This is a genomic window from Corynebacterium lujinxingii, from assembly GCF_014490555.1.
Classification (GTDB): domain Bacteria; phylum Actinomycetota; class Actinomycetes; order Mycobacteriales; family Mycobacteriaceae; genus Corynebacterium; species Corynebacterium lujinxingii.
This window is the reverse complement of record NZ_CP061032.1, coordinates 2,115,588-2,138,438: the sequence shown is the minus strand read 5'-3', so window position 1 is coordinate 2,138,438 and position 22,851 is coordinate 2,115,588. Positions and strand designations below refer to the sequence as shown.

Genomic DNA, 22,851 nt, shown 5'->3' with positions numbered 1-22,851 from the left:
GGATCGTGCGACGCATCCAAACTTCCAGTACTGCAAGTAAGCGTTTCGCGCTCACCCTGCAGCGCTCGCACCGTCCCGGCATAATGGCCACTTATGCGGATGACTGTGATTGGCACTGGTTACCTCGGGGCGACGCATGCTGCGTGCATGGCGGAGTTGGGCCACGAGGTGCTGGGCGTTGACGTGGATGAAAACAAAATCGAGGCGCTGAAAAACTCCAAGGTGCCGTTTTATGAGCCGGGCTTGCCCGAGGTGCTCGAGCGCAACATCGACGCCGGCCGCCTGGACTTCACCACCGACTATGACGAGGTCGCTGCGTTTGCCAACGTGCACTTCATTGGTGTGGGCACCCCGCAGCAGCGCGGTTCCTACGCCGCGGACACCCGCTATGTTGAGGCGGTTATCGACGACCTGGTGCCCAAACTGCAAGGCCACCACGTCATTCTGGGTAAATCCACCGTCCCGGTCGGCACGGCAGCGGCGCTGCAGGAGCGCGCGGACAAGCTCGTGCAGGACGGCGCCAGCGTCGAGATCGCGTGGAACCCGGAGTTCCTCCGCGAAGGCTACGCGGTGAAAGACACTATTGAGCCGGACCGCATCGTCCTCGGCGTGCGAGGCGCAAGCGCCACGCACGAAGAAAGCCGAGCCGAAGAAGTCGCCCGCGAGGTCTACGCCACCCCGCTGGAAAACGACACGCCATTTATCGTCACCGACTTGCAGACCGCGGAGTTGGTAAAGGTCTCGGCGAATGCGTTTTTGGCCACGAAGATCTCGTTTATCAACGCCGTTTCCGAGGTGTGCGAAAACGTCGGCGCGGACGTGACGCAATTGGCGGACGCGATCGGTTACGACGACCGCATCGGCCGCAAATTCCTCGGCGCCGGCTTAGGTTTCGGCGGCGGGTGCCTGCCGAAGGACATCCGTGCGTTTATGGCGCGCGCCGGCGAAGTCGGCGCCGACCAGGCGCTGACGTTTTTGCGCGAGGTGGACGCGATCAACATGCGCCGCCGCCAGCGCGTGATCGACTTAGCCCGCGAGGAACTCGGCAGCCTCATCGGCCGCAACATCACCGTGCTCGGTGCGGCGTTCAAACCGAACTCTGACGACGTGCGCGACTCGCCGGCACTCGCAGTAGCGGGGCAACTCTCCCTGGCCGGTGCAAGTGTTCGCGTGTACGACCCGCAGGGCATGGACAACGCCCGCAAGGTGTTTCCCACCCTCGACTACGCCACCAGCCTCGAAGACGCCCTGAACGGTGCGGAACTTGTCATCCTCGCCACCGAATGGCAGGAGTTTAAGCAGATGGATCCGGTGTGGGCAGCTGGGCTCGTCGATAAGCAACTGCTCATCGACGGCCGCAACGTCCTCGACCCCCAAACCTGGCAGGCGGCAGGGTGGCAGCTGCGGGCGCTGGGGCGAACCTTGGGTTAACTGGTAACTAACTGCCAGGAAAAAGCGGTAACGCTAAGGTGGGTGAGGAACAAACTTCTTGCAGCTTACTTAATCGAGTAGGTTGCCCTTCTGACCTAGGAGTTCCTATGAGTACTCGTTCCCGCCGCGTGGCAAACCGCGCAATCGGTGCCGCAACCGTCGCCATCCTCGGCCTGACCACCGTGCAGGTGGCCGCCCCCGATTCGACCTTCGTGCCAACCGCCGATGCCGCGACGCGCACGGTTCAGGGCACCACCGTCACCTACGACGATCAGACCCCGGCGTCGGTGCCGTGGAATACCACCGTTAAGCAGAACGTCACCCGCTACGGCACGTTGTACCTGAGCCTGGACGCAGTGGCCGCCGACGGCATAGCCAGGACCGGCACCTACGACCAGTGGGGGAGCCCGGTCCCGTTGACCATTTGGGACCCGGCGAACCAGACGATCTACCGCAATGGGTTTACGTCTGCTGTGCGCCCAGATCCGTTCAGCAATTCCAACAAGATTACGACTCAGCTTGGCGACTGGTCCTACGTCTCCCAAAGCTCCACGTTCCAGGTGACCTGGAACCCCGCGCCGGGCTACATCGGCTACGCCCCGCCGCTGCCGATCCAGATCGACCCGGTGAAGCCCGGCGGCCAGCCAGCGCCGCAGTACGACTACGCCACCACCGGTCTGCCGGGCAAGACCACGACCCCGCTCACATCTACGGGTGCGCTCGGCACCACCCAGACTGCGCAGGCCGGAACAGGGTTCCAAGGTGTCACCGGAGGCATTGTCTGGGACTACCAGCCCACCTACGCGTTCCAGGTTGACAGGAACGACCCGATCGCGGCCAAGGCGACGATTGCGGACGCGGACTTCGCCAACGACGCCGACGGCAACTACGTCGGCTACGTCACCAACGAGCTGAACACCACCGAGGGCCGGTACACAATCAACCCGGACTCCGGCGAGGTCACGTTCACCCCGAACAACGACTTCTTCAAAACAGGTGACCCGACCACCAAGCAAGCCACCCCGATCCGCGTGATCGTGTCCAACATGACCACGAACACGGACGAGGGCAACGGCCGCGTCATGGCCTACGGCGTCACCCGCCCCGCGCACACGATCAACGCGAACAACCAGTCCTACTCCGAGGTCAACACCACTTACACCCCGACGGTGACCAAGCCGTCGGTGCAGCTCGAGGACGTCGCAGGGCAGAACCAGGTCGGCCGCGCCGTGACGCTGCGCCCGAACTACGCGCAGGCTGACGGCGCACCGGCGATCAACACGGACACCGTTGAGCTGCTGAACCCGGACGGCACGACCGCCGGCAAGACCCTCACCGTGGAAAACGAGGGCACGTGGCAGGTCAACAGCAACGGCACCGTCACCTTCACCCCGCAGGTCGGCTTTATCGGTGACCCGACCCCGGTGCAGTACACGGCGAAGAACACCGTCGGCATCCAGGCGGACTCGGCCACGCTCACCGTCGACTACTTCGTGCCGGACGGTCGCCCGGCGACGACGTACGGCACCCAGGGCGTGACGCAGAAGTCCACCGACAGGACCACTTCCGAGGGCGACCGCGGACTGACCGCCCAGCAGATGTTCCCGGGTTACCCCACCAACTGGTACAGCTCGTTCACCTACCAGCTTGTCGACCAGGACGGCAACGCAATCGCGCCGAACACCGCGCTCAAGTACGACAACGTTGGCACCTACACCATCGACGCCGCGTCCGGCGAGGTCACCTTCACCCCGGACCCGTTCTTCGTCGGTCCGGCACCGGAGGTCGGCGTGCGCATCGCCAACCTCACCACCGCGAACGGCCAGCAGCGCGGCGCGGACGGCTCCTACCTACCCGTGGTCACCAGCTCCAACGTGTACCTCCAGCCCGCGTTCGCCAACGGCAACGTCGGCGACACGCTCAAGGCCACACCGGACTACGCGATCGCCGGCCTGCCGAAGATCGACACCGAGAGCATTTCGCTTATCGACGATGCCGGCAACCGCGTCGGCACCACCCTCACCGTCGATGGCCAGGGCACCTGGACCGTCGATCTTGCGACCGGTGAGTTCTCCTTCACCCCGGTTGCGGGCTTTTTGGGCAACCCGGCACCGGTGAAGTACACCGCGAGGAGTGTCGACGGTATCGCGGCCCGCGAGCCGTCCACCGTCACGGTTACCTACAACCCGCTGGTCACCCGTACCGCCACCACCATCGGCGGCCCGACCGAGACCCAGAAATCCACCGACCTGAACTCCCCGGGCGACGCCGGCAAGACCACCGCGGAGCTCTTCCCGGGCCTGCCCGAGGCTTGGTTCAACGCGCCGGTGCAGTTCAAGCTCGTGGACGGCACCAACCTCGTCGACACCCTCACCGTCGATGGCGAGGGCACCTACACCATCGATCCCGCAACGGGCGTGGTCTCGTTTACCCCGGTCGACGGGTTCCTTGGCGGCCAGCCCTCGAAGCAGGCGGGCGGGGTGAAGATTCAGGCCATCAACACCACTGCCAACGGCACGAAGGTCAACTCGACGCTCATTGCGCAGTACATCCCGACCGTCGAAGACCGCACGTACACGCTGCCGTCCGCTACCAACTCGGCGCCGCTCGGCAAGCCGGGTAAGGCGACGCCCGATTACGGCACCACCATCAACCCGACGAGCGTGCAGCTTCTCGACGCTGCCGGCAACCCCGTCGGCAAGACGCTGGACATCCCGGGACAAGGCACCTGGACCGTCGACCCAACGACGGGCGAATTCACCTTCACGCCGGTGCCGGGCTTCGTCGGCACGCCGGTGAGCGTGCTCTACACCGCCGCGGCCACCAACGGCGGCACGGTGACCGGCACCGGTGGTGTGACCATCACCTACCCGGCGGCTATTACGGTCCCCGCCACCACCGTCGGCCCGCAGGGCACCGCCCAGAACAGCACCGACAAGGGCGCGAACGACACCGGCCGCACCCCTGCCGAGATGTTCCCGAACCTGCCTACCGAGTGGTATGGCCAAGCCAACAGCCCGGTGAAGTTCCAGCTCGCGGGTGCAACCGACAATGTGCTCACCGTCGAGGACGTGGGCACCTACACCATCGACCCGGTCAAGGGCACCGTGAAGTTCGAGCCGGAGAAGGGCTTCACAGGCCAGGCCCCGGCAGTGGAGATCCAGACCGTCGGCCTCAGGGACGCCAGCGGCCAGCCGGCCGAGATGACCAGCACCTACCAGCCGTTCGTGGTGCCGGTGCGTGTTGAGATCCCGTCCGACTACGCCAAGGCCACCCGCATCGGGCAGCCGATCACGGTCACCCCGGAGTACCTGGACACGACGGTGGACAAGAGCACGATCCGGATCATCGCGCCGCAAGGCAGCACGCTCTCCGATGACGGCAAGACGCTGGTTGTGCCAGGCGAGGGCACATGGACCGTCGATAAGCAAGGCAACTTCACCTTCACTCCGCAGGGACCTGACGGTGAGGGCGGCGCGTTTGTGGGCAGCCCGACCCCCATCGACTACACCGCCACCAACTTCGACGGTATCCCTGCACAGGTGCCCGGCCAGATCTCGGCGTTCTACCCCACGCCGGATCCGATTTCGGCTGTCACGACCAATCTGCAGGGCGTGACGCAGCACTCCGACGACAAGAACCGCCAAGACCAGGGTCTCACTGCGAAGGAGCTGTTCCCGAACATCGCCCAGGCCACCTGGTGGGACCAGGCAGTCTTCGGACTCTTCGCCCCGGACGGCACCCCGGCGGAGAACAACACCCTCACCGTCGCGGGCGAGGGCACGTACACCATCAACCCGACAACCGGCCAGGTCACGTTCACCCCGGACCCGGCGTTCGTCGGCACAGCGCAGTCGGTGGGCATCGGGATCGTGAACGCGCAGGGCACGCCGACGGCGAAGTACACCGCCGTCGTTGAGCCGGTGGATGTGCACCTTTACGACGCCTCCGTGCTCGGCAACATCGGCAGCCCCCTGAAGGTCACGCCGAGGTACCTGGACACGGTCGATAAGTCCACGGTGGAGTTCGTCGGTGCCGACGGGAAACCCGCAGGCAAGGAACTCAAGGTCGACGGGCAGGGCACCTGGACCGTCGATAACAACGGCACGTTCACCTTCACCCCGGTAGACGGTTTCTACGGCACTCCGACCCCGGTGAACTACACCGCGAAGAACACCAACGGCGTGCAGTCCACCGACACCGGCACGGTCGCCGGCGACTACCGCTCGCCGCGGACCTCCCCGTCGGTGACAACTGGCGATGTGAACCAGACCCAGACCTCGAAGACTGGCGCGGAGATGTTCCCGTCGTTCCCGAGCGCCTGGACCGTCACCTACTCGCTGGCGGGCGCGACGGACAACAAGATTGAGACCGATGAGGGCACGTTCCAGATTGATCCGGCGACGGGCGTGGTCAAGTTCACCCCGGCGAAGGACTTCAGCGGCACCCCTGACCCGGTGACCGTTCAGGCGACGACCGCGACGGGGGCGACCGAAACCACCACCTACCAGGTGTCCGTGACCGGCAAGGTGACGGAGACAGCGACCGCTACGTCGACCGCTACGACGACGGCCACCTCGAACGTCTTGTCCACCGTCACGGAACAGGCGACGCCGCAGACGGTGACCTCCAATGTGCCAACCACCGTTGAAGTGCCCACCACCATCGACGGCACCCCAACCACGGTGACCCAGACCCAGGTAGTCACCGAGGCACCGACGACGATCGACGGTGTGCCCACCACGGTCACGTCGACGGTCGTGGTCGCCGACCTGGCGCTGCCGAGCGCGGAGCGCGTCGTGCGCACCCCGGGCCCGGTCGGCGTGAAGCCGGATTACTCCGAGGATGTGGACCCCGCCACCGTGCGCCTGATCTCCAGCACCGGAGAGGAGACCACCACGCTGGTGGTGCCGGGGCAGGGCACCTGGACGGTCAACGACGGCGTGTTCACGTTCACCCCGGAGCCGGGATTCACCGGTGATCCGGACCCGGTGAAATACACCGCGCGCAGCACCGACGGCGTGCAGGCGCACGCTCCGGCCACGGTGAAGGTGGGCTACAACCTGCCGGCCACCGCGACGACGACCGAGCGCGCCACCGACACGGTCACCGCGACGAACCCGGTGGAGACCACCACGATCACCCCGGACGCGGTGACGGTCACCCAAGACCCGGTCACCGTCACCCCGGAGGCCGTGGTCACCACGATCACCCAGGTGCAGGAGCCGCAGCCGGTCACGGTGACCCCGAACCCGGTGACGATCACGCACGACCCGATCACCACCGAGGTCACCATCCCGGGCGAGCCGAGCGCGGTCACCACGACGCTGACGATCAACCCGGAGCCGAGCACCGTCACCCCGGACCCGGTCACCACGACCATCCCGGGCGGCACCGAAATCGTCCCGGTGACGGTCACCCCGGCGCCGGTGACGGTCACCCAGCCTGCGGTGACGGTGACCCCGAACCCGGTGACCATTACCAACGAGACAACGGTCACCCAGACCGCGGACTCCGGAACCAAGGTGGAGTTCACGGCCGGCCGCGCGCGCATCGACACGATCGAAAACACCACGGTGAAGGTTGTGGTGCAGGACGGCTTCGTCGATAAGCAATCGCTCGTGTTCCGCCCGGTTGAGGGGGCGTCGCTTAGCGACGACCACCGCACCCTGACCATCGACACCCAGGGCACCTGGCACATCGAGGACGACGGCACCGTGACCTTCGTGCCAGTGCCGGGCTTCACCGGCGAGGTGACCGAGGTGGAAATCGACTACACCCGCACCGACGGCAACGAGGTCGAGGGCCCGTACCGGATCTCCGGCAACTACCGCCCGGCCCAGCCGGGGGCGACGGAGACGGTCACCGAGACCGAACCCGCCCCGGCAACAACCACGGCCGCGCAGCAGGGCTCGTCCGGGAACGAAACGGTCAAGCGGTGCGTGGCCAACGCGGTGCGTTCTCCGATCCTGTGGCTCATCCCGATCGGTCTGCTCGCGCAGTTCGGCGGCGAACTGATCCAGCCGTACGTGGGGCAGTACCAGGCACAGATCAACCAGATCAACGCCGATCTGCAGCGCCGCTGGTCGGAGCACACGCGCGACTGGGGCGTCGGTGGCCGGGGTGGTCGTCGAAACGACCAGTTTGAGGAGCTTCGTCGTCAAGCGGACGCGATCAACGCGCAGTTCCAGCAGGTGGCGAACCGCCCCGAGGTGCAGCAACTGGGCCAGGTTGCCGGCGGCATCATCGGCGTCGTAGCGCTGTCCGCGGTGCTCTACGACTGGTGCAGCGCCGAGCCGGGCAAAGCGCTGACGTCCATCGACACCGAAGGCGGCTCTAGCGCCTCTGAGCAGTAGTTTCGTACTACCTAAGCCGGGTGCACCACATGGTGTGCCCGGCTTAGGTTTTGCGTCGGGGTGGGGCATGATAGGGGGTATGCCTAAGGAGAAGCCAGGAAAGTTTGCCAAGGGCGCGCTTGGTGCTGCTGCAGCGGCGCTGGGTGGCGTCGCGATCCACGACCTCAAGCAGACTAAGTACCCGGTGCTGCGTAACTACCCAGTTCTAGGCCACATGCGCTACGTACTCACCGCGCTTGGCCCCGAGATGCGCCAGTACTTCATCGAGCGCGACTGGGACGGCCGCCCCTTCAACCGCGACCAACGTGAAGCGATCTATGAGCGTGCCAAGGGCCAGCAGAGCGAGACCTCGTTCGGCACCGTCCAGGACGTCTACGGTGAAAACCACGAGCACCTCGTGCACACGATCGCGCCGCTGGAGATGCCGGAGGAACCGCCGCGCGCTCTCGTCGGCGGCAAGGACTGTACGCAGCCGTACTCCATCTCCATGCTGAATGTCTCGTCGATGAGCTTCGGCTCTCTGTCCAAAAACGCGGTTCGCTCATTGAACAAGGGCGCGGCGCTCGGCGGGTTCGCGCACAACACCGGCGAGGGCGGCATCTCCCCGTACCACCGCGAAAACGGCGGCGACCTGGTCTGGCAGTTGGGCACCGGCTACTACGGCGCGCGCACCGAGGACGGCGATTTTGACCCGGCTCAGTTCCGCGACAAGGCCGCTGACGACCAGGTCAAGATGGTCGAGCTCAAGGTCAGCCAGGGCGCGAAGCCAGGCATCGGCGGCGTGCTGCCGGCCGACAAGATCACCAAGGAAGTCTCCGAGATCCGCAGCGTTCCCATGGGCAAGGACTGCATCAGCCCGGCCGCACACCGCGTGTTCAGCACCCCGGTGGAGTTGATCGAGTTCATCGCGGAGATGCGCGAACTCGCGGGCGGCAAGCCCGCGGGGTTCAAGCTGTGCGTGTCGTCTCGTCGTGAAGTGCTGGCGATCTGCAAGGCGATCCGCGAGGTCGGCACCGCACCTGACTTCATCGTCGTCGACGGCTCCGAGGGCGGCACCGGCGCAGCCCCCATCGACTTCGAGGACCACATGGGCATGCCGCTGACCCACGGGCTGATGACGGTGCATAACGCGCTCGTTGGCACGGGGCTTCGCGACCAGATCAAGATCGGCGCATCCGGCAAAGTCGCAGGCGGCGCCGACATCGTCATGCGCATGATCCAGGGCGCCGACTACACCAACTCCGCCCGCGCCATGATGATGTCCGTCGGCTGCATCCAGGCGCAACGCTGCCACACCGGCGAATGCCCCACGGGCGTGGCCACCCAGGACCCGCGCCGCAACCGCGCCATCGTGGTGGAGGACAAATCGAAGGCCGTCTACAACTTCCACAAGACCACCGTGAACACCGCGGTGCGCCTCATGGCGTCCATGGGCGTTGCCGACCCGTCCGAGCTGCGCCCCGACATGCTGCGCCGCAACGTCTCGCCGACGGAGTCGCGCTCCTACGCCTCCATCTACGAGTGGCTGCGACCGGGGCAATTGCTTGACGACGCCCCCTCGTCCTGGGCCGCCGACTGGAAGGCCGCCTCCCCAGACACCTTCCGCCCGGTGTAGGGGTTGGTGTTGGCCCCAGTCGGCGTCATTGGTCTGGTGTTTCTGACACATTCCGCCGGAATCTGTCAGACGGGGTGTAAAGCCCTAGGACCCTGACATATTCCGCCGTGATCAGTCAGCGCGGTGCAAAAAAGTTCCCGGTTTCAGCGCGAAACCGGGAACTTTTTTACCCCGCCGGTGAGCCGACCTGGGGAAATGTCTCCGCGATGGGGGCCAAACCCCCAAATAGTTCCCCGGCTGGGAACTATTTTGCCGGGAGGGGGCTGCCAAGCCCCGCCGGCCAACCCCTAGTGCTGGTGATAGTCCGCCAGGAAGTTGCCCAGGCGCTCGATGGCGTTCTCCAACTGCGACGCCCATGGCAGGGTGACCACGCGGAAGTGATCGGGGGTGGGGTAGTTGAAGCCGGTGCCCTGCACCATGAGGATCTTCTCGGATTTGAGCAGGTCGAGCATGAAGCGTTCGTCGTCGTGGATGTTGTACATCTCGGCGTCGATTTTGGGGAAGCAGTAGAGGGCACCCTTCGGCTCAACGACGGACACGCCCGGGATTTCCCGCAGCTTCCGGACGGCAACGTTGCGCTGTTTGTGCAGCCGTCCGCCCTCGGCGGTGAGTTCGTAGATGGACTGCCGGCCGCCCAACGCCACCTGGATGGCGTGCTGGCCGGGCACGTTCGCGCACAGGCGGGTGCCGGAGAGCAGGTCGAGGCCTTCGATGAAGCCCTTGGCGCGGCGGCGCGGCCCGGTGAGCACCATCCAGCCGGCGCGGTAGCCGCACACCCGGTACGCCTTGGACAGGCCGTTGAAGGTGACGCACACCAGGTCGGGGGCGACTTCGGCCATGGAGATGTGCTGGGCGTCGTCGTAAAGCACGCGGTCGTAGATTTCGTCGGCAAGCACCATGAGCTCGTGCTCGCGGGCGATGTCGGCGATGCCCTCGAGCACCTCGCGGGAGTAGACGGCGCCGGTGGGGTTGTTCGGGTTGATCACCACGATCGCCTTGGTGCGGTCGGTGACCTTCGAGCGGATGTCCTCCAGGGATGGGTTCCAGTCGTCTACCTCGTCGCACATGTAGTGCACGACTTTGCCGCCTGCGAGGGTGGAGGCGGCGGTCCACAGCGGGTAGTCGGGGGCGGGGATGAGGATCTCGTCGCCTTCGTTGAGCAGCGCCTGGGTGACCATGCTGATCAGTTCGGACACGCCATTGCCCAGGTAGACGTCGTCGATGTCGATGGCGGGGAAGTCGTCGATCATCTCGTAACGGGTCACCACCGCGCGGCGTGCGGACGTGATGCCTTTGGAGGTGGTGTAGCCCTGTGAGGTGGGCAGGTTGGCGATCATGTCGCGCATGATCACGTCCGGCGCTTCGAAGCCGAACACGGCCGGGTTGCCGGTGTTGAGCTTCAAAATGGTGTGGCCGTCGCGCTCCATCTTCTCGGCGGTGGCGCTCACCGGCCCGCGGATGTCGTAGAAGACGTTTTTCAGCTTGTCCGCCTGGTCGAAGTGGCGGTGCTTCTTCAGTGGCTCGCTCATGGCACCACTGTAGGCCTGTTTACTTCTTGCGGAAGCGGTTTACCGTATCTTGAGCGATATCGAGCGCGTTGTTGGTCAATTCGTCGATCTGCGACTTTCGCTGCGCCCGCATCAACGCCTGCTGGTGCACGCGCGCGGATTCGATCTCCAACTGGCGCGCACGGATCTCGCGACGGCGCTGCTGCTCCAACTGTCGCAGGCTGGGGGTGTACCAGGAATCCGGCCCGATCTTCATCACGTACAGCAGGATGAACAGCGTCGGGATGATGAGCAGGAATATTGGGTGCAGCGCGGTCAGCCCGATCGAGCCCACGGTACCCAGCCAGAACGTGCCCGCGCGCATCCTGCGGCCGGAGCGTCGCGCGTTCATGATCTCCGCTTGGCTGTACAGCACGGCATCATCGGGCACTCGCTTATCGACGACCCCCTGCTGCCTGCCCACCGGCAAATCCGACAACAGCGGCACCAGGTCGTTGTGCGTTTGCGCCTCGGCGACGCGGCTGCACCGGTCGTCGAACTCGTCCATGTTCAACCGGCCCTCGCCGAGGGCGCGGCCGAGGACGTCCATGGCGTCCATGCGTTCCTGGTCGCCGATGCGGAAGTTGCCGTTGGGAGTGCTCACGGATGTGATGTTACGTCACGAGTGCCACTGCTCGTCGATGCCCGTGGTGCCGTCAGCGTAACGCTGTTTGGTGGCACCGTAGACCTCCTCCGGCAGCTGGTAGAAGTACACGCGCGGCATGACTGCTTCGGCGTTGTCCAGGTAGGTGGTGACGAACTCGTCGACGTTGTCCTTCTTCGCCGACTCCGCGTTGACGTAAATGAACAGCGGGCGAGACAACGGGTAGTTGCCGTTTTTGGTCTCGTCGGCGGTCGGTGTGACGCCATCGACCAGCACGTTGTCGATCTTATTGCGCACTTCACCCTCGGTAGCGAGGTAGTTACCGATACCCATGAAGCTCAGCCCGTTGACGTCGTCGGCCACCCAGGAGGACAGTTCCTGGATATCGTCGCTGGATTGGTAGTCGTCGCGGATGGTGTCGCTACCAAGCACCAGTTCCTCGAATACACCAAGGGTGCCGGAGCCGTCCGGACGGCCGTAGAGGTTGATCTCCTCGTCTGGCCATGACGGGTCGATGTCCGACCACTTGGTCACGGTGGATTCCTTCGACCAAATGTCGTGCAGCTGCTCAACGGTCAGGTCCGTGGCCCAGTCGTTGTCGGTGTGTTTGACGATGGTGATGGCGTCCAGCCCGACCGGTAGTTCGAAGAAGTCGACGCCACCGTCTGCGCACTTCGCCTGGTAGTCCACCGCAGATTCGCTGCCCGGGATGGCCACAGATGCGTCGTTGATGTCGGCTTCACCCGCACAGAATTTGTCAAAACCGTCGGTCGAACCGATACCCTCGATCTGCGCGTCGAAGTCGTAGCGGTTAGCTATGTAGCGGGTAATTGGCTCCACGGTGGACGAACCGGTGACGGTGATCGCCTCGCCGTCGGCGTTGTTGTCGGCATCCTGCGAGTTCGAGCAGGCGGAAAGCGACAGCGCGGTTGCGGCCGCAACTGCGGCGATGATTGCCTTACGCATCCTTGTGGCCCTCCCGCATCTCGGCGCGGAACTCGCGCAGCAACTTGAACAGATTGGACCAGGAACCCTTGGCGTTGGCCCAGTACTCCGGGAAGTTCTCCAGCTCTGCTTCCTGCTCCGGGGTGACGTTCGGGTTCACCTTCTTGTAGCGCGAGGCCGCATCCACCTCGTCGTCTTGCAGGTTCTGGTTGGTGGAGTGCCGGGCGGCGAGTTCGTCGCGGAGCTCGGCGGCGGTCTCCTCGAGCTCATGGAGCAGCGCTTCAAGCGCGTTGTCGGGGGCTTCGTTTTGGATGAGTTCCTGCGCCATTGGCGACAGGTCTGGCGTTTGGTTTAGGTTGTCGTTCGTCATGTACCTGCTCCTTTTAGGACAGCGCGTTGGAGATGAAAACGGCGAGGATCGGGATGGCGAAGAACACGCCGCCGATCCAGAGGAATACAAACAGCTTGTTCTTCACGGCGAGACCGGCGAGCCAGTCGGAGCCGGCCGGCGGCAGCTTGCGCAGGAACGGCAGGCCGAGGATCACGATTGCGGAGCACACGTTGAACAGGGTGTGCACCAGCGCACCGGCCATCGCGGCTTCGGCGTCGGCACCGGAAGCGGCGAATGCGGCGATGAGACCGGTCATAGTTGTACCGATGTTCGCGCCGACCACGAACGGGAACAGCGTGCGGACCTCGAACTTGCCGGACGCGGCCAGCGGCACCGTCAGCGCGGTGGTGGTCGACGACGACTGCACCAGGGTGGTGATGAGCGCACCGGAGAGCAAGCCCACAAACGAGTTCTTGCCCAGCGCGGCGTAGAGGATCTCCTGCGCCTTGCCCACAAGCAGAGCGTTGAGCAGATTGCCGATGAACTGGATGGACAGCAGGATCAGGCCGATGCCGATGACGGACAGCAGGATGCCGCCCCACATGTCGCCGAGCGGTTCAACCAAGCTGCTGGCAAGGCCAACGAGCGGCTCGGTGATGAGGTCGAGGAAGTCGCCGACCTTCTCGAACGCGCCGGCGACGACACCTTCACCCTGGCCGGACAGCGACGGCGCGATGGCCGACGCCGTGCGCGACAAGAAGCCAGTGAAGATCTCGAGCGGGAAGAAGATGAGGATGGCGATGAGGTTGAAGAAGTCGTGCACGGTCGCCATCGAGAAACCGTTCTTGAACTGGCGCTTGTTGCCGGCCAGCCCGAGGGCCACCAGGGTGGAGGTCACCGAGGTTCCCATGTTGGCGCCGAAGAGCATCGGCACGGCGATGTTCAGCGGCAGACCGCCGGCGATCATGCCCACCACGATGGAGGTGGTGGTGGACGAGGACTGGATGATCGCTGTCGCGACCACACCGATAGCCAGTCCCACGAACGGGTTCTCGGCAAAGGAGAAGAGCTCCTCGGCGCGGTCGCCGGCGACCATCTTGAAGCCGTCGCCGATCATGCCCACACCGTTGAGCAGGATCCAGACGCCGAGTGCTACGGCGATCCAGTTCGCGACCTGTTTCGCTGTGCCCTCAAACGGGAGGAACCCGAGGGGGTCTTTGTGTTCGTTGTCATCGTCGACGTCGAGGTCCTCGAGGTTCTTGTTCTCGTCGTCACGGCTTGTGTCTTGTTCTTTCACCACAGTTGAACCGCCGGGGTTACCCGTTTCGTTTCTACTCATGTTTGCCCAATCAGTTGTTTACGACAGATGTCTTCGCATGACCGTATGTGGGCGGGGTGCCATCGAAGTGAAGCCTTGGTAAACGCTGGGAAAACTTTTTAAGCAAACTGGGATTGGTGCAACGTCCAATACGCGCCTTGCTTTGCGACGAGCTCCTCATGCGATCCCTGCTCCACAATCGTGCCGTTTTCCATGACGAGGATGACGTCGGCGCCGCGGATCGTCGACAAGCGGTGCGCAATAACGATCGAGGTGCGGTTCGAACGAAGGGCGTTCATTGCTTGCTGGACCAGCACCTCGGTGCGGGTGTCAACGGAGGAGGTCGCCTCGTCCAAAATAAGCAGCGACGGCGCCGCCAAGAAGGCACGCGCGATGGTGATCAACTGCCGCTCGCCTGCGGACACCGATCCGCCGTCCTGGTCCACTTCGGTGTCGTAGCCGTCCGGCAGCGTGCGCACGAACCGGTCCACATACGTGGCCTTCGCCGCCGCAATGACCTCCTCGTCGGTGGCGTCGAGGCGACCGTAGCGGATGTTGTCCATGATCGTGCCCTTGAACAGCACCGCGTCCTGGAGCACCATGCCGATGTGGTCGCGCAGGTCCTCGCGGGCGACGTCGCGGATGTCGGTGCCGTCGAGGGTGATGGAGCCCGAATCGACGTCGTAGAAGCGCATGATGAGGTTCACCAGCGTGGTCTTACCCGCACCGGTCGGCCCCACGATCGCAGCCGTTTGGCCCGGCTCGACGCGCAGGTTGAGGTGCTGGATAAGGGGAGGAGTGTCGCTGCGCTCTGTCGCGTAATCAAAGGACACGTCGTGGAACTCGACGAGGCCGTCCACGCGATCGTGAAACTGCACCGTTGCGGATTCTGCGGGTTCCTCTTCGGCGTCGAGCAGCTCGAAAACGCGCTCGGCCGAAGCCACGCCGGATTGCAGCATCTGCATCATGCCGGCGATCTCCCCGAGCGGTTGGTTGAACTGGCGGGAGTACTGGATGAACGCGGTGGCGCCGCCAAGCGTCAACTTGCCCGAGGCCACCTTCACGCCGCCGAGCACCGCGATGGCCACGTACGACAGGTACGAGATGAACTGCATGATCGGGTGCATCGAGTTGGCCAAAAACTGCGCCTTTTGAGCCGCGCCGGCGAGTTCCTCGTTGCGTTCGTCGAACTGGCGGCGCAGCTCGTCGGTGCGTCCGAAGATGACGGCGACGTCGTGGCCGGAAAACGACTCCTCGACGTGCCCGTTGACGTCGCCGGTGGCCTTCCATTGGGTGGTGAACTGCTTTTGCGAGCGCGTGCCTACTAGCCCCATGACCAGCCCAGTCAGCGGGATGGACACCAGGGCGACCAACGCGAGCTGCCAGGAGATGGCGAACATCATCACGATGATGCCGACCACCGTGAGCACCGCGTTGAACAGCGACGACAGCGACTGCTGCAATGCCTGCTGCACGTTGTCCACGTCGTTGGTGGTGCGCGACATCACGTCGCCGCGCTGCCGGGTGTCAAAGTACGACAACGGCAGCCGGTTGATCTTCGCCTCCACCCGCTCGCGCAGGTTGAACACGGTGCGCATCGTCAGCCGGTTCAAGATCGCGCCTTGGGCCCACATCAAAAGCGACGCCGCCAGGTACAGCACGAGCACCGTCACGATGAGGGCGCGCAGCCGGTCGAAGTCGATGCCGGAACCGGGGCGCAGATCCATCGCGGCGGCCATGTCGGCGAACCGGTCCTCACCTGCCGCGCGTAGCCCTTCGACGGCCTGTTCCTTGGTCATGCCAGGCGGCATCTGCTTGGACATCACGCCGGAGAAGATCACGTCCATGGCGCGTCCCATCACCCGCGGGGCGTAGACGGCGAGGAACACCGACGCGGCGTTCATGATGAACACCGCCGTCAGCGCCATTTTGTACGGTGCGAGGAGCCCCAGCAGGCGCTTCGCGGAGGGCCAGAACTGCTTCGCCTTGCGCGGCGCGGAGGACGAATAGTCGTCGCCGGCCATCTTCTCTTCGTAGTCGGCGAGTTGCTCGTCGGTCATCTCGCTCATGCGTCCACCTCCGCCTGGCTGTGTTCAATCTCGCGGTACGTCTCGGACGTTTCCAGCAGTTCTGCGTGCGTGCCCTTTGCGACGATCCGTCCCGCCTCCATCACCAAAATCTGGTCCGCGTGCCGGATCGAGGCCACCTTTTGCGCCACCACGATCACGGTCTTGTCGCTTCCGGTTTCGCGCATCGCGGCGTTGAGCTTGGCTTCCGTGGTCGCATCCAGCGCACTGAAAGAGTCGTCGAAGACGTACACTTTCGGATCCGCCACCAGCATCCGCGCGATGCACAAACGTTGGCGCTGGCCGCCCGAAACGTTCGTGCCACCTTGGGAAATCGGCATGTCCAAGTCCTCGACAAACCCCGCCTGCGCGGTCCGCAGCGCCGCCCACAACTGCTCGTCGGTCGCGTCCGGGTTGCCCATGCGCAGGTTAGACGCCACCGTGCCGGAGAACAGCCACGGCTTCTGCGGCACCATCGCTACCGCGCGTACGAGGTCGGTGCGGGCGAAGTCGGTGATCGGGGCGTCGTCGATAAGCACCTGTCCCGAGGCGGGGGAGTACAGCCGCGGCAGAAGGCCCACGAGCGTGGACTTGCCGGAGCCGGTCGCCCCGATGATCGCGGTGGTCGTGCCCGGCCGCGCCTCGAACGAGATGTGCTCGAGCACGGGTTTCTCGGCGCCGGGGTAGGTGTAGGAGACGTCGTCGAAACGCACGACGCCCTCGCTTGCCGACGACCCCACGCCCCCGGCCTCCACCGCCTCATGCGCGAGCACCTCGTCAATGCGGTCCGCGCACACGATCGCGCGCGGCAGCATCATGAGCATGAACACACCCATCATCACCGCCATGAGGATCTGCATGAGGTACTGCATGAACGCGGTGAGCGAGCCGACCTCCACCAGGCCCTCGTCCACGCGGTGGCCACCGAACCACAGCACCGCCGCCGTGGCCAGGTTCAGGATGAGCATGATGACCGGGAACATGGTGACAAACACCCGGCCGATGTTCAGGCTCAGCCTCGTGATGTCGTCGTTGGCTTCGGTGAACCGCTCGGCCTCGTAGTCTTCGCGGCCGAAGGCGCGGACCACGCGGATGCCCGCGATCTGCTCGCGCAGCAGGCCGTTGATGGCGTCGAGTTTCTGTTGCATGCGCTTGAACAGCGGCATGAGGATCGCGGCGATGATGGCGACCACCACCGCCAGAATGATCACCGCGACCGCTACCAGCCAGGACATGCCAGCATCCTGGCGCAGCGCCATGATGATGCCGCCGACCGCCATGATCGGGGCTGCCACCATGAAGTTCATGAACAGCAGGAACGTCATCTGCACCTGCTGGACGTCGTTAGTGCCGCGGGTGACCAGGGTGGCGGTGCCGAAGTGCGCCATGTCCTCGCTGTCGTAGGCGGAGACGCGGTCGTACACCGCAGCGCGGATGTCGCGGCCGGTGTTCATCGCCACCTTGGACGCGAACCACACTGCCGCGATTGCCGCCGCGATCTGGACCAGCGCCACTAGCAGCATTGTGCGGCCCACGTGCCAGATGTATGGCACGTCCGCTTGCGCGACGCCGTTGTTAATGATGTCCGCGTTCAAGTCCGGCAAATACAGCGTGGCCAGGGTAGTGACCAGCTGTAACGCGATGACCAATGCGAATTGGCCGACGTAGGGTTTGCCGAAGCGCGCGGTAAGACGGATGAGATCCACGTATGCCCCTTCTTCTCGTTGCCCGGGGCAATCCTAGACTTCTGTCGCATCGCACACGGCTCGAGCGTGGGCACGGTGCCGTCCGGGCGCGTCTGCCCGGGCGCCTAACCGTTGTAGTGCTCAGGGAGGCCGTTTTTGCCGTACGACAGGCGACGGTGCAGCCATTCGAACGGCCCCGGCCTGCCAGCCCGCTCAAGTGCCCACGCACCAGCTACCGTGGCCAGCCACATAATCAGCGCCCAGCCGAGTTTGCCGGCGATCTTCGCGTCGCGAGTTACCCACCAGAACGCGGGCTGGGTTGTCAGGGTGAAGAGAATCGTTTGCGCAAGATAGCCGCTCATGGAACGTTTCCCCAGCGCCACGAGGGGTTGGGCTAGGTGCGGGAGGGAGCCGGAGGCGTTGATACGCGATTGCAACGGCCGGCACGCGAGGGAGATGGCAGCGAGGATGCCGGGGCCGGTGAGCATGCCGACGAGCTCGTTGGCGGCATTGAGCCCTGTAGCCCACCCAGGTCCGAGTGCGCCGATTTCCGCGCAGCCCCACGGGATGCCGACGGCCACGATAACTACGGCTGCAAGAATCGCCCACCCGCGGAGCATCCGGGAATTTCCGTTTACGTTGCCGAAGACGCCACGCCGGCCCCATACAAACCCGACCACGACAAGCGGGAAGAAGGCGAGCATCTCGATTACGCCCATTGCCGGGTACACCCAGAAGTTGGCCAGGCCGGCGGCTATGCGCTCGCCGAGGTCAACGATGCGCGCGGGGCTGCCGTCTACCGGTTCCGCTGCCGACGAAAACGCGGCGAATACACCAGGAGCACGAAGTATCGCGTTCAGGGCGAACGCTGCACCTGCGAGCGCGTAGAGTGCTCGGTCGCTCCACCCGATGAACAGGCACAGGATAAGCGCCGCGATGCCGTACGCGGTCATGATGTCGTTGGTGAAAAACAGCGTCTTGTGCACTAGGCCGAACAGGAACAGGAACCCATAGCGGCGCGCGAGCACCATGCGCCGGGCGCGCAGCGGGTAGCCGCGCCGCTCGAGACTGGCAAAGATCATGCCGACGCCAACACCGAGCAGGGTGGCAAACATGGGCAAGCCGCGCACGTGCACGAAGACCGTCTCGAAGAAGACGAGCAGCTTCTCCAACAAGGTGCCGTCGCCGTTGTAGCCGCCGAGGCCCGCCGCGTGGTCGACGCCCTCAGCAGGGTCCCAGTCAGTGACCATGTTGGCCATCGCGATGCCGACGAGAGCGAACCCGCGGGCGAGGTCGGGGGCCACGAACCGCTGGCGGACCGCAGTGCGCTCACTGGTGTGTGTTGTGGTCCCTGTCGCGGTCACTTCACTGCCCTCCGCTGAACGGCCGCGTACGCGGCGGCGACGAGGGCCACGACCCACACCGCGAGGGTAGCTACTCCGGCCGTGCCGTTCCCAGCCGCGCCGCCCGGCAGGAGCTTCTCCAGGACAGCGGCCCACGGCTGGTTGATCGCACTGAGGGCAGTCTCCACGATGAGCAACTCGACGACCCAGACGAAGAAGGACGCGGTGCCCGAGCCGAGCAGCACGGCTGTCAGGGCCGCAAGCAGTGGGTAGGCGATCCACAGCTCGGCCTGGTTGAGCACCATACCCGCGCTGTCGGCACCGTCCAGCGCGACGCTGTCGACGAACGCGTGCGCGCCGCCGAGCCCGATCGCCGAGGCAGCAAACGCCGTCAGTGTGCAGGCGAGAGCTGCGACGCCAACGCGGCAGGCAAGCTCCCAGCCGCGGTGATTCGACGCTAGGTAGGCGTAGCCGATCGTGCCGCGCGAGTGTGCGCCGCCGGCGGGGAAGGCGCCCGCGGCGAGCGCCACGGGGAGCATCAAGCTGGCGGGGATGAGCAGCATCGCCGGGTCTGCGACGTTTGTTCCGTTGGGGCCGAGGAGCATCGCTACGGTTATGGGACCGAGAATGAGAGCGACCGCGACGAATGCGAGCAGTATGCGCGTCGCGGGGCGGGAGAAGACCTCCCGCAGGGTTGCTTTCAACGTATGCATGGAAAAACCTCCTACGTCCTATTTCGTCGATTCCAGGAACACTTCTTCGAGGCTGCGGCGGGATTCCTGGAGGGAGTAAACCGTCACCCCGGCGCCCTGGGCGGCCTCGCCGACGTCGCGGGCGGAGGCGTCGTCGACGACAACGGAGTCGCCAATGACCTGGCCGCCGACGGCCTCGGCCAGCCGCGCCGGGTCGCTGCAGGTCGCCTCAACCCGGTTGGAGCCCAGGAAGTCCTCGAGCGGGCCCTCGCCGGCGAGGCGGCCGCGGTTGATCACCACGAGGCGGTCCGCGGTGAGCTGCATCTCGCTCATCAGGTGCGAAGAGACGACTACCGCACGGCCCTCGGCGGCCATCTCGCGGATGCGCCCTCGCATCCAGGCCACGCCCTGCGGGTCGAGGCCGTTGACCGGCTCGTCCAGGATGACGTTGGTTGGGTCCGCGATCAGCGCGCTGGCCACGCCGAGGCGCTGGCGCATGCCGAGGGAGTAGTCTTTCACTTCCCGTTTTGCCGCCTCCGCGAGCCCGAACGCCTCGAGCGCCTCGTCGGCGCGGGATTCCGGCACGCCGGCGTAGTCAGCGACCATCTTCAGGTGGCCGCGCCCAGTCATGTGCGGGGCGATCCATTCCGGGTTGAGCAGCGCCCCGACGACGCGTGCGGGTTGGTCGAGGGATCGGAAAGCGGAGCCGTCGATAAGCGCCTCGCCCTCGTTTGGGGTTTCTAGTCCGACGATCATGCGCATGGTCGTGGACTTGCCGGAGCCGTTCGGGCCCAAGAAACCGGTGACGGCACCGTCCGGCGCCGTGAACGACAGCGCGTTTACGGCGGTGGAGCTTGAATATCGTTTGGTCAGGTTGTGAACTTCGATCATGGTTCCCACAATCGCGCGCGGCGCGGGTGAAATCGTCCGCCCGCGGGTGTAAATCGCCGTGTACACCCTGGGGTGTACACGGCTAGTGGCCCAGCAACTCGCCGGTGCCCACCAGGCCCGCGCGGAACGCGAAGAGGACGGCGTGGACACGGTCGCGGGACTCGGTCTTGAACAGAATGCGGTGCACGTGTGTCTTCACCGTCGCGGGGGAGAGTGTTTCGGCCTCGGCGATCTCCTCGTTTGAGTAGCCGAGCGCCACCAAGCGAAGGACCTCCACCTCGCGCGGGGTGAGGCGCTCGAGCATCGCCTCATTGCGTGCCGCCTCCCGCTGCTCGGGGGCTTGCGCGGCGCCGATGACGTGGCGCGTCACCTTCGGCGCGAGCACCGCGTCGCCGCCGTTGACGGTGCGCAGCGCGTCGAGCAGCTCGTCAGGGTCGGCGTCTTTGAGCAGGAACCCGGAGGCCCCGGCGTCGAGCGCGCCGAGGACGAGGTCGCGCTCGTCAAAGGTGGTCAGCATGATCACGCGGGTGTCCGGGTGCTCGGTGAGCAACGCGCGGCAGGCCTCGATGCCGTCCGTGCCGGGCATCTGGATGTCCATGAGCACAATGTCCGCCGCCGGCTGCCCGGCCACCCCTGCGCCGTCGCCCGCCTGCCAGACCACGTCCATATCGTCCTGGGAGGTGACGAGCATCGAGAAGCCGGCGCGCACGAGCGGCTGGTCGTCCACAAGCGCGACGCTGATCATCGCGGCACCTCCGCGGTCAGGACGAACTTGCCACCGTCGTCGGTCACGTTCACGCGCCCGCCATGCGCCGCGACGCGCTCGCGGATGCCCACCAGCCCGAAACCGTTGGGGCCGTGCTTGCTTTTCGGCGCAGCGTTTACCGCCTCCACACGCACCGACTTCGCGTCGGCGGAAAAGGTGAGCGCACCTTCCGGTGCGGACGCGTGTCGCAGCATGTTTGTGATGGCCTCCTGGCAGACACGGTAGAGGGTGAAGAGCGTGAGTGGCGGCACATCCTCTGGGAGCTCGTCGAAGCCCGCGACGCTTAAGTTGAGGCCACGGGCGCGGGCTTCGTTGAACAGAGCGGTGAAGTCACGTCGGCCCGGGGCAGCACCGGTGGGTGCTGCGGCGTCGTCGTCGCGTAACACGCTGAGCAGCCCGCGCATCTGCGACAGCGCGGTACGTGATTCGGCGCTGATTGTTTCAAGGGCGCCCCTGGCCACCTCTGGGTTGTGTTTGGATGCGTATCGCGCGCCGTCCGCCAGGGCGGTGATCCCGGCGAGCGTGTGGGCGACGATGTCGTGCATCTCTCGCGCGATCTGGGTGCGCTCGCGGACGTGAGCGAATTCGACCTGCTGCTCCAGCTCCGAGATCTTTTCCCGCCGGTTGCGAAGCTGAGCACCGAGAAGGAAAAAGAAGCCGAGGAAGACCCATGACAGTGCCACCGCGCGGGCCGCGACGGTGGCGGCACGCCCCGCCGACTGACTGCCCGGCCAGTCCGGCGCGAACATGCTGTGGGTGAAAAGCGCGACGGTGGGTATCGCGAGGAGCCAGACGATCAGCCAGGTGCGGTCGCGCCGGGGCACCCGGGAGGTGGTGATGACCGCGCCGAAGGCGAGCGCTGGCTCCCAGTAGAGGGGGACGCTCAGCGCATTGAGGCACAGTGCAAAGCTGGCGCACGCGGCGATCCCGGCGACAGCTGTGACGGGGCGGACGCCGTGCGCCGCGCAGCAGGCGCCACACACGGCGATGAGCGTGGCGCCGGCTGCAGTGCCGACTGAGCCGTACGGGGACTGCACCGTGACCCAGTCGAACACGGAAAGCGCAGTCAGGATTGCGATGAGCGCGAGCACCGTCGCCCGCCGCCAAGTCGGGTTCAAGCGTCTGCCCCTTTCTCCGCAAAGAACCTCTTCGTCGTGGCTAGTTATTTCATGCGAACCAGGATAGGTCGTCCCGGGTGACCCAGCGGCAGTCAGATAACTGCTCCCATCGAGGTCAGTTCCGCAACAAGAAATCGACACGT

The 22,851-nt window shown here is 65.2% G+C and carries 15 protein-coding genes; 3 read left to right on the top strand and 12 right to left on the bottom strand.

All coding sequences use genetic code 11. The annotated features are described in order from the left end of the window. Window positions 1–93 precede the first annotated feature (93 nt). The 3 genes from IAU68_RS10480 (at window position 94) to IAU68_RS10470 (ending at window position 9,402) form a co-directional block, all read left to right on the top strand. Entirely contained in the window at window positions 94–1,431 is a 1,338-nt protein-coding gene (locus tag IAU68_RS10480) for a UDP-glucose dehydrogenase family protein (protein ID WP_171193830.1), read from the top strand. 107 nt (window positions 1,432–1,538) lie between these two features. Then, window positions 1,539–7,787, top strand: a complete 6,249-nt coding sequence (locus tag IAU68_RS10475) for a hypothetical protein (protein WP_171193829.1) — start codon at window positions 1,539–1,541, stop codon at window positions 7,785–7,787. A gap of 79 nt (window positions 7,788–7,866) precedes the next feature. Further along, entirely contained in the window at window positions 7,867–9,402 is a 1,536-nt protein-coding gene (locus IAU68_RS10470) for an FMN-binding glutamate synthase family protein (protein ID WP_231699028.1), read from the top strand. A 287-nt stretch (window positions 9,403–9,689) separates the two neighbouring features. Here IAU68_RS10470 and IAU68_RS10465 read toward each other — a convergent pair whose 3' ends face one another. The 12 genes from IAU68_RS10465 to IAU68_RS10410 all read right to left on the bottom strand — a co-directional run bounded on the left by IAU68_RS10465 (window position 9,690) and on the right by IAU68_RS10410 (window position 22,708). Then, window positions 9,690–10,931, bottom strand: a complete 1,242-nt coding sequence (locus IAU68_RS10465) for a pyridoxal phosphate-dependent aminotransferase (RefSeq protein ID WP_171193827.1) — start codon at window positions 10,929–10,931, stop codon at window positions 9,690–9,692. Window positions 10,932–10,950: 19 nt separating this feature from the next. Next, the gene (locus IAU68_RS10460; protein WP_171193826.1) at window positions 10,951–11,553 is read right to left on the bottom strand and encodes a DUF1707 SHOCT-like domain-containing protein; all 603 of its coding nucleotides are present in this window, start codon (window positions 11,551–11,553) and stop codon (window positions 10,951–10,953) included. Window positions 11,554–11,568: 15 nt separating this feature from the next. After that, complete coding sequence (locus IAU68_RS10455) at window positions 11,569–12,519, bottom strand: substrate-binding domain-containing protein (protein ID WP_171193825.1); 951 nt, start codon at window positions 12,517–12,519, stop codon at window positions 11,569–11,571. Further along, window positions 12,512–12,868 carry a hypothetical protein gene (locus tag IAU68_RS10450; protein ID WP_171193824.1) on the bottom strand — a complete coding sequence of 119 codons (357 nt, stop codon included), beginning with the start codon at window positions 12,866–12,868 and terminating at the stop codon, window positions 12,512–12,514. The genes IAU68_RS10455 and IAU68_RS10450 overlap by 8 nt, the downstream gene beginning before the upstream one ends. A gap of 13 nt (window positions 12,869–12,881) precedes the next feature. Further along, the gene (locus tag IAU68_RS10445) at window positions 12,882–14,126 is read right to left on the bottom strand and encodes a Na/Pi symporter (RefSeq protein WP_231699027.1); all 1,245 of its coding nucleotides are present in this window, start codon (window positions 14,124–14,126) and stop codon (window positions 12,882–12,884) included. A 140-nt stretch (window positions 14,127–14,266) separates the two neighbouring features. After that, on the bottom strand, window positions 14,267–16,216 hold the full coding sequence (locus IAU68_RS10440; protein ID WP_171193822.1) for an ABC transporter ATP-binding protein: 1,950 nt from the start codon (window positions 16,214–16,216) through the stop codon (window positions 14,267–14,269). Then, window positions 16,213–17,919, bottom strand: coding sequence for an ABC transporter ATP-binding protein (locus tag IAU68_RS10435; RefSeq protein WP_171193821.1), 1,707 nt, complete (start codon window positions 17,917–17,919; stop codon window positions 16,213–16,215). The genes IAU68_RS10440 and IAU68_RS10435 overlap by 4 nt, the downstream gene beginning before the upstream one ends. 104 nt (window positions 17,920–18,023) lie before the next feature. Beyond that, window positions 18,024–19,262, bottom strand: a complete 1,239-nt coding sequence (locus IAU68_RS10430) for a DUF418 domain-containing protein (RefSeq protein WP_171193820.1) — start codon at window positions 19,260–19,262, stop codon at window positions 18,024–18,026. Further along, entirely contained in the window at window positions 19,259–19,954 is a 696-nt protein-coding gene (locus IAU68_RS10425; protein ID WP_171193819.1) for a hypothetical protein, read from the bottom strand. Before IAU68_RS10425 ends, IAU68_RS10430 begins: the two co-directional genes overlap by 4 nt. Window positions 19,955–19,972: 18 nt before the next feature. Further along, window positions 19,973–20,824: an ATP-binding cassette domain-containing protein gene (locus IAU68_RS10420; protein ID WP_171193818.1), complete on the bottom strand. Its 852-nt coding sequence runs from the start codon at window positions 20,822–20,824 to the stop codon at window positions 19,973–19,975. A gap of 82 nt (window positions 20,825–20,906) precedes the next feature. Further along, on the bottom strand, window positions 20,907–21,569 hold the full coding sequence (locus IAU68_RS10415) for a response regulator (RefSeq protein WP_171193817.1): 663 nt from the start codon (window positions 21,567–21,569) through the stop codon (window positions 20,907–20,909). Continuing rightward, a complete protein-coding gene (locus tag IAU68_RS10410) occupies window positions 21,566–22,708 on the bottom strand; it encodes a sensor histidine kinase (protein WP_171193816.1) in 1,143 nt (380 codons plus the stop codon). Before IAU68_RS10410 ends, IAU68_RS10415 begins: the two co-directional genes overlap by 4 nt. Between the last annotated feature and the right edge of the window lie 143 nt (window positions 22,709–22,851).

Excerpts from the sequence above, each read along its gene's own strand:
- IAU68_RS10480 (WP_171193830.1), top strand. The coding sequence starts at position 94 with ATGCGGATGACTGTGATTGGCACTGGTTACCTCGGGGCGACGCATGCT.
- IAU68_RS10475 (WP_171193829.1), top strand. The coding sequence starts at position 1,539 with ATGAGTACTCGTTCCCGCCGCGTGGCAAACCGCGCAATCGGTGCCGCA.
- IAU68_RS10470 (WP_231699028.1), top strand. The coding sequence starts at position 7,867 with ATGCCTAAGGAGAAGCCAGGAAAGTTTGCCAAGGGCGCGCTTGGTGCT.
- IAU68_RS10465 (WP_171193827.1), bottom strand. The coding sequence starts at position 10,931 with ATGAGCGAGCCACTGAAGAAGCACCGCCACTTCGACCAGGCGGACAAG.
- IAU68_RS10455 (WP_171193825.1), bottom strand. The coding sequence starts at position 12,519 with ATGCGTAAGGCAATCATCGCCGCAGTTGCGGCCGCAACCGCGCTGTCG.
- IAU68_RS10450 (WP_171193824.1), bottom strand. The coding sequence starts at position 12,868 with ATGACGAACGACAACCTAAACCAAACGCCAGACCTGTCGCCAATGGCG.
- IAU68_RS10440 (WP_171193822.1), bottom strand. The coding sequence starts at position 16,216 with ATGAGCGAGATGACCGACGAGCAACTCGCCGACTACGAAGAGAAGATG.
- IAU68_RS10425 (WP_171193819.1), bottom strand. The coding sequence starts at position 19,954 with ATGCATACGTTGAAAGCAACCCTGCGGGAGGTCTTCTCCCGCCCCGCG.
- IAU68_RS10420 (WP_171193818.1), bottom strand. The coding sequence starts at position 20,824 with ATGATCGAAGTTCACAACCTGACCAAACGATATTCAAGCTCCACCGCC.
- IAU68_RS10415 (WP_171193817.1), bottom strand. The coding sequence starts at position 21,569 with ATGATCAGCGTCGCGCTTGTGGACGACCAGCCGCTCGTGCGCGCCGGC.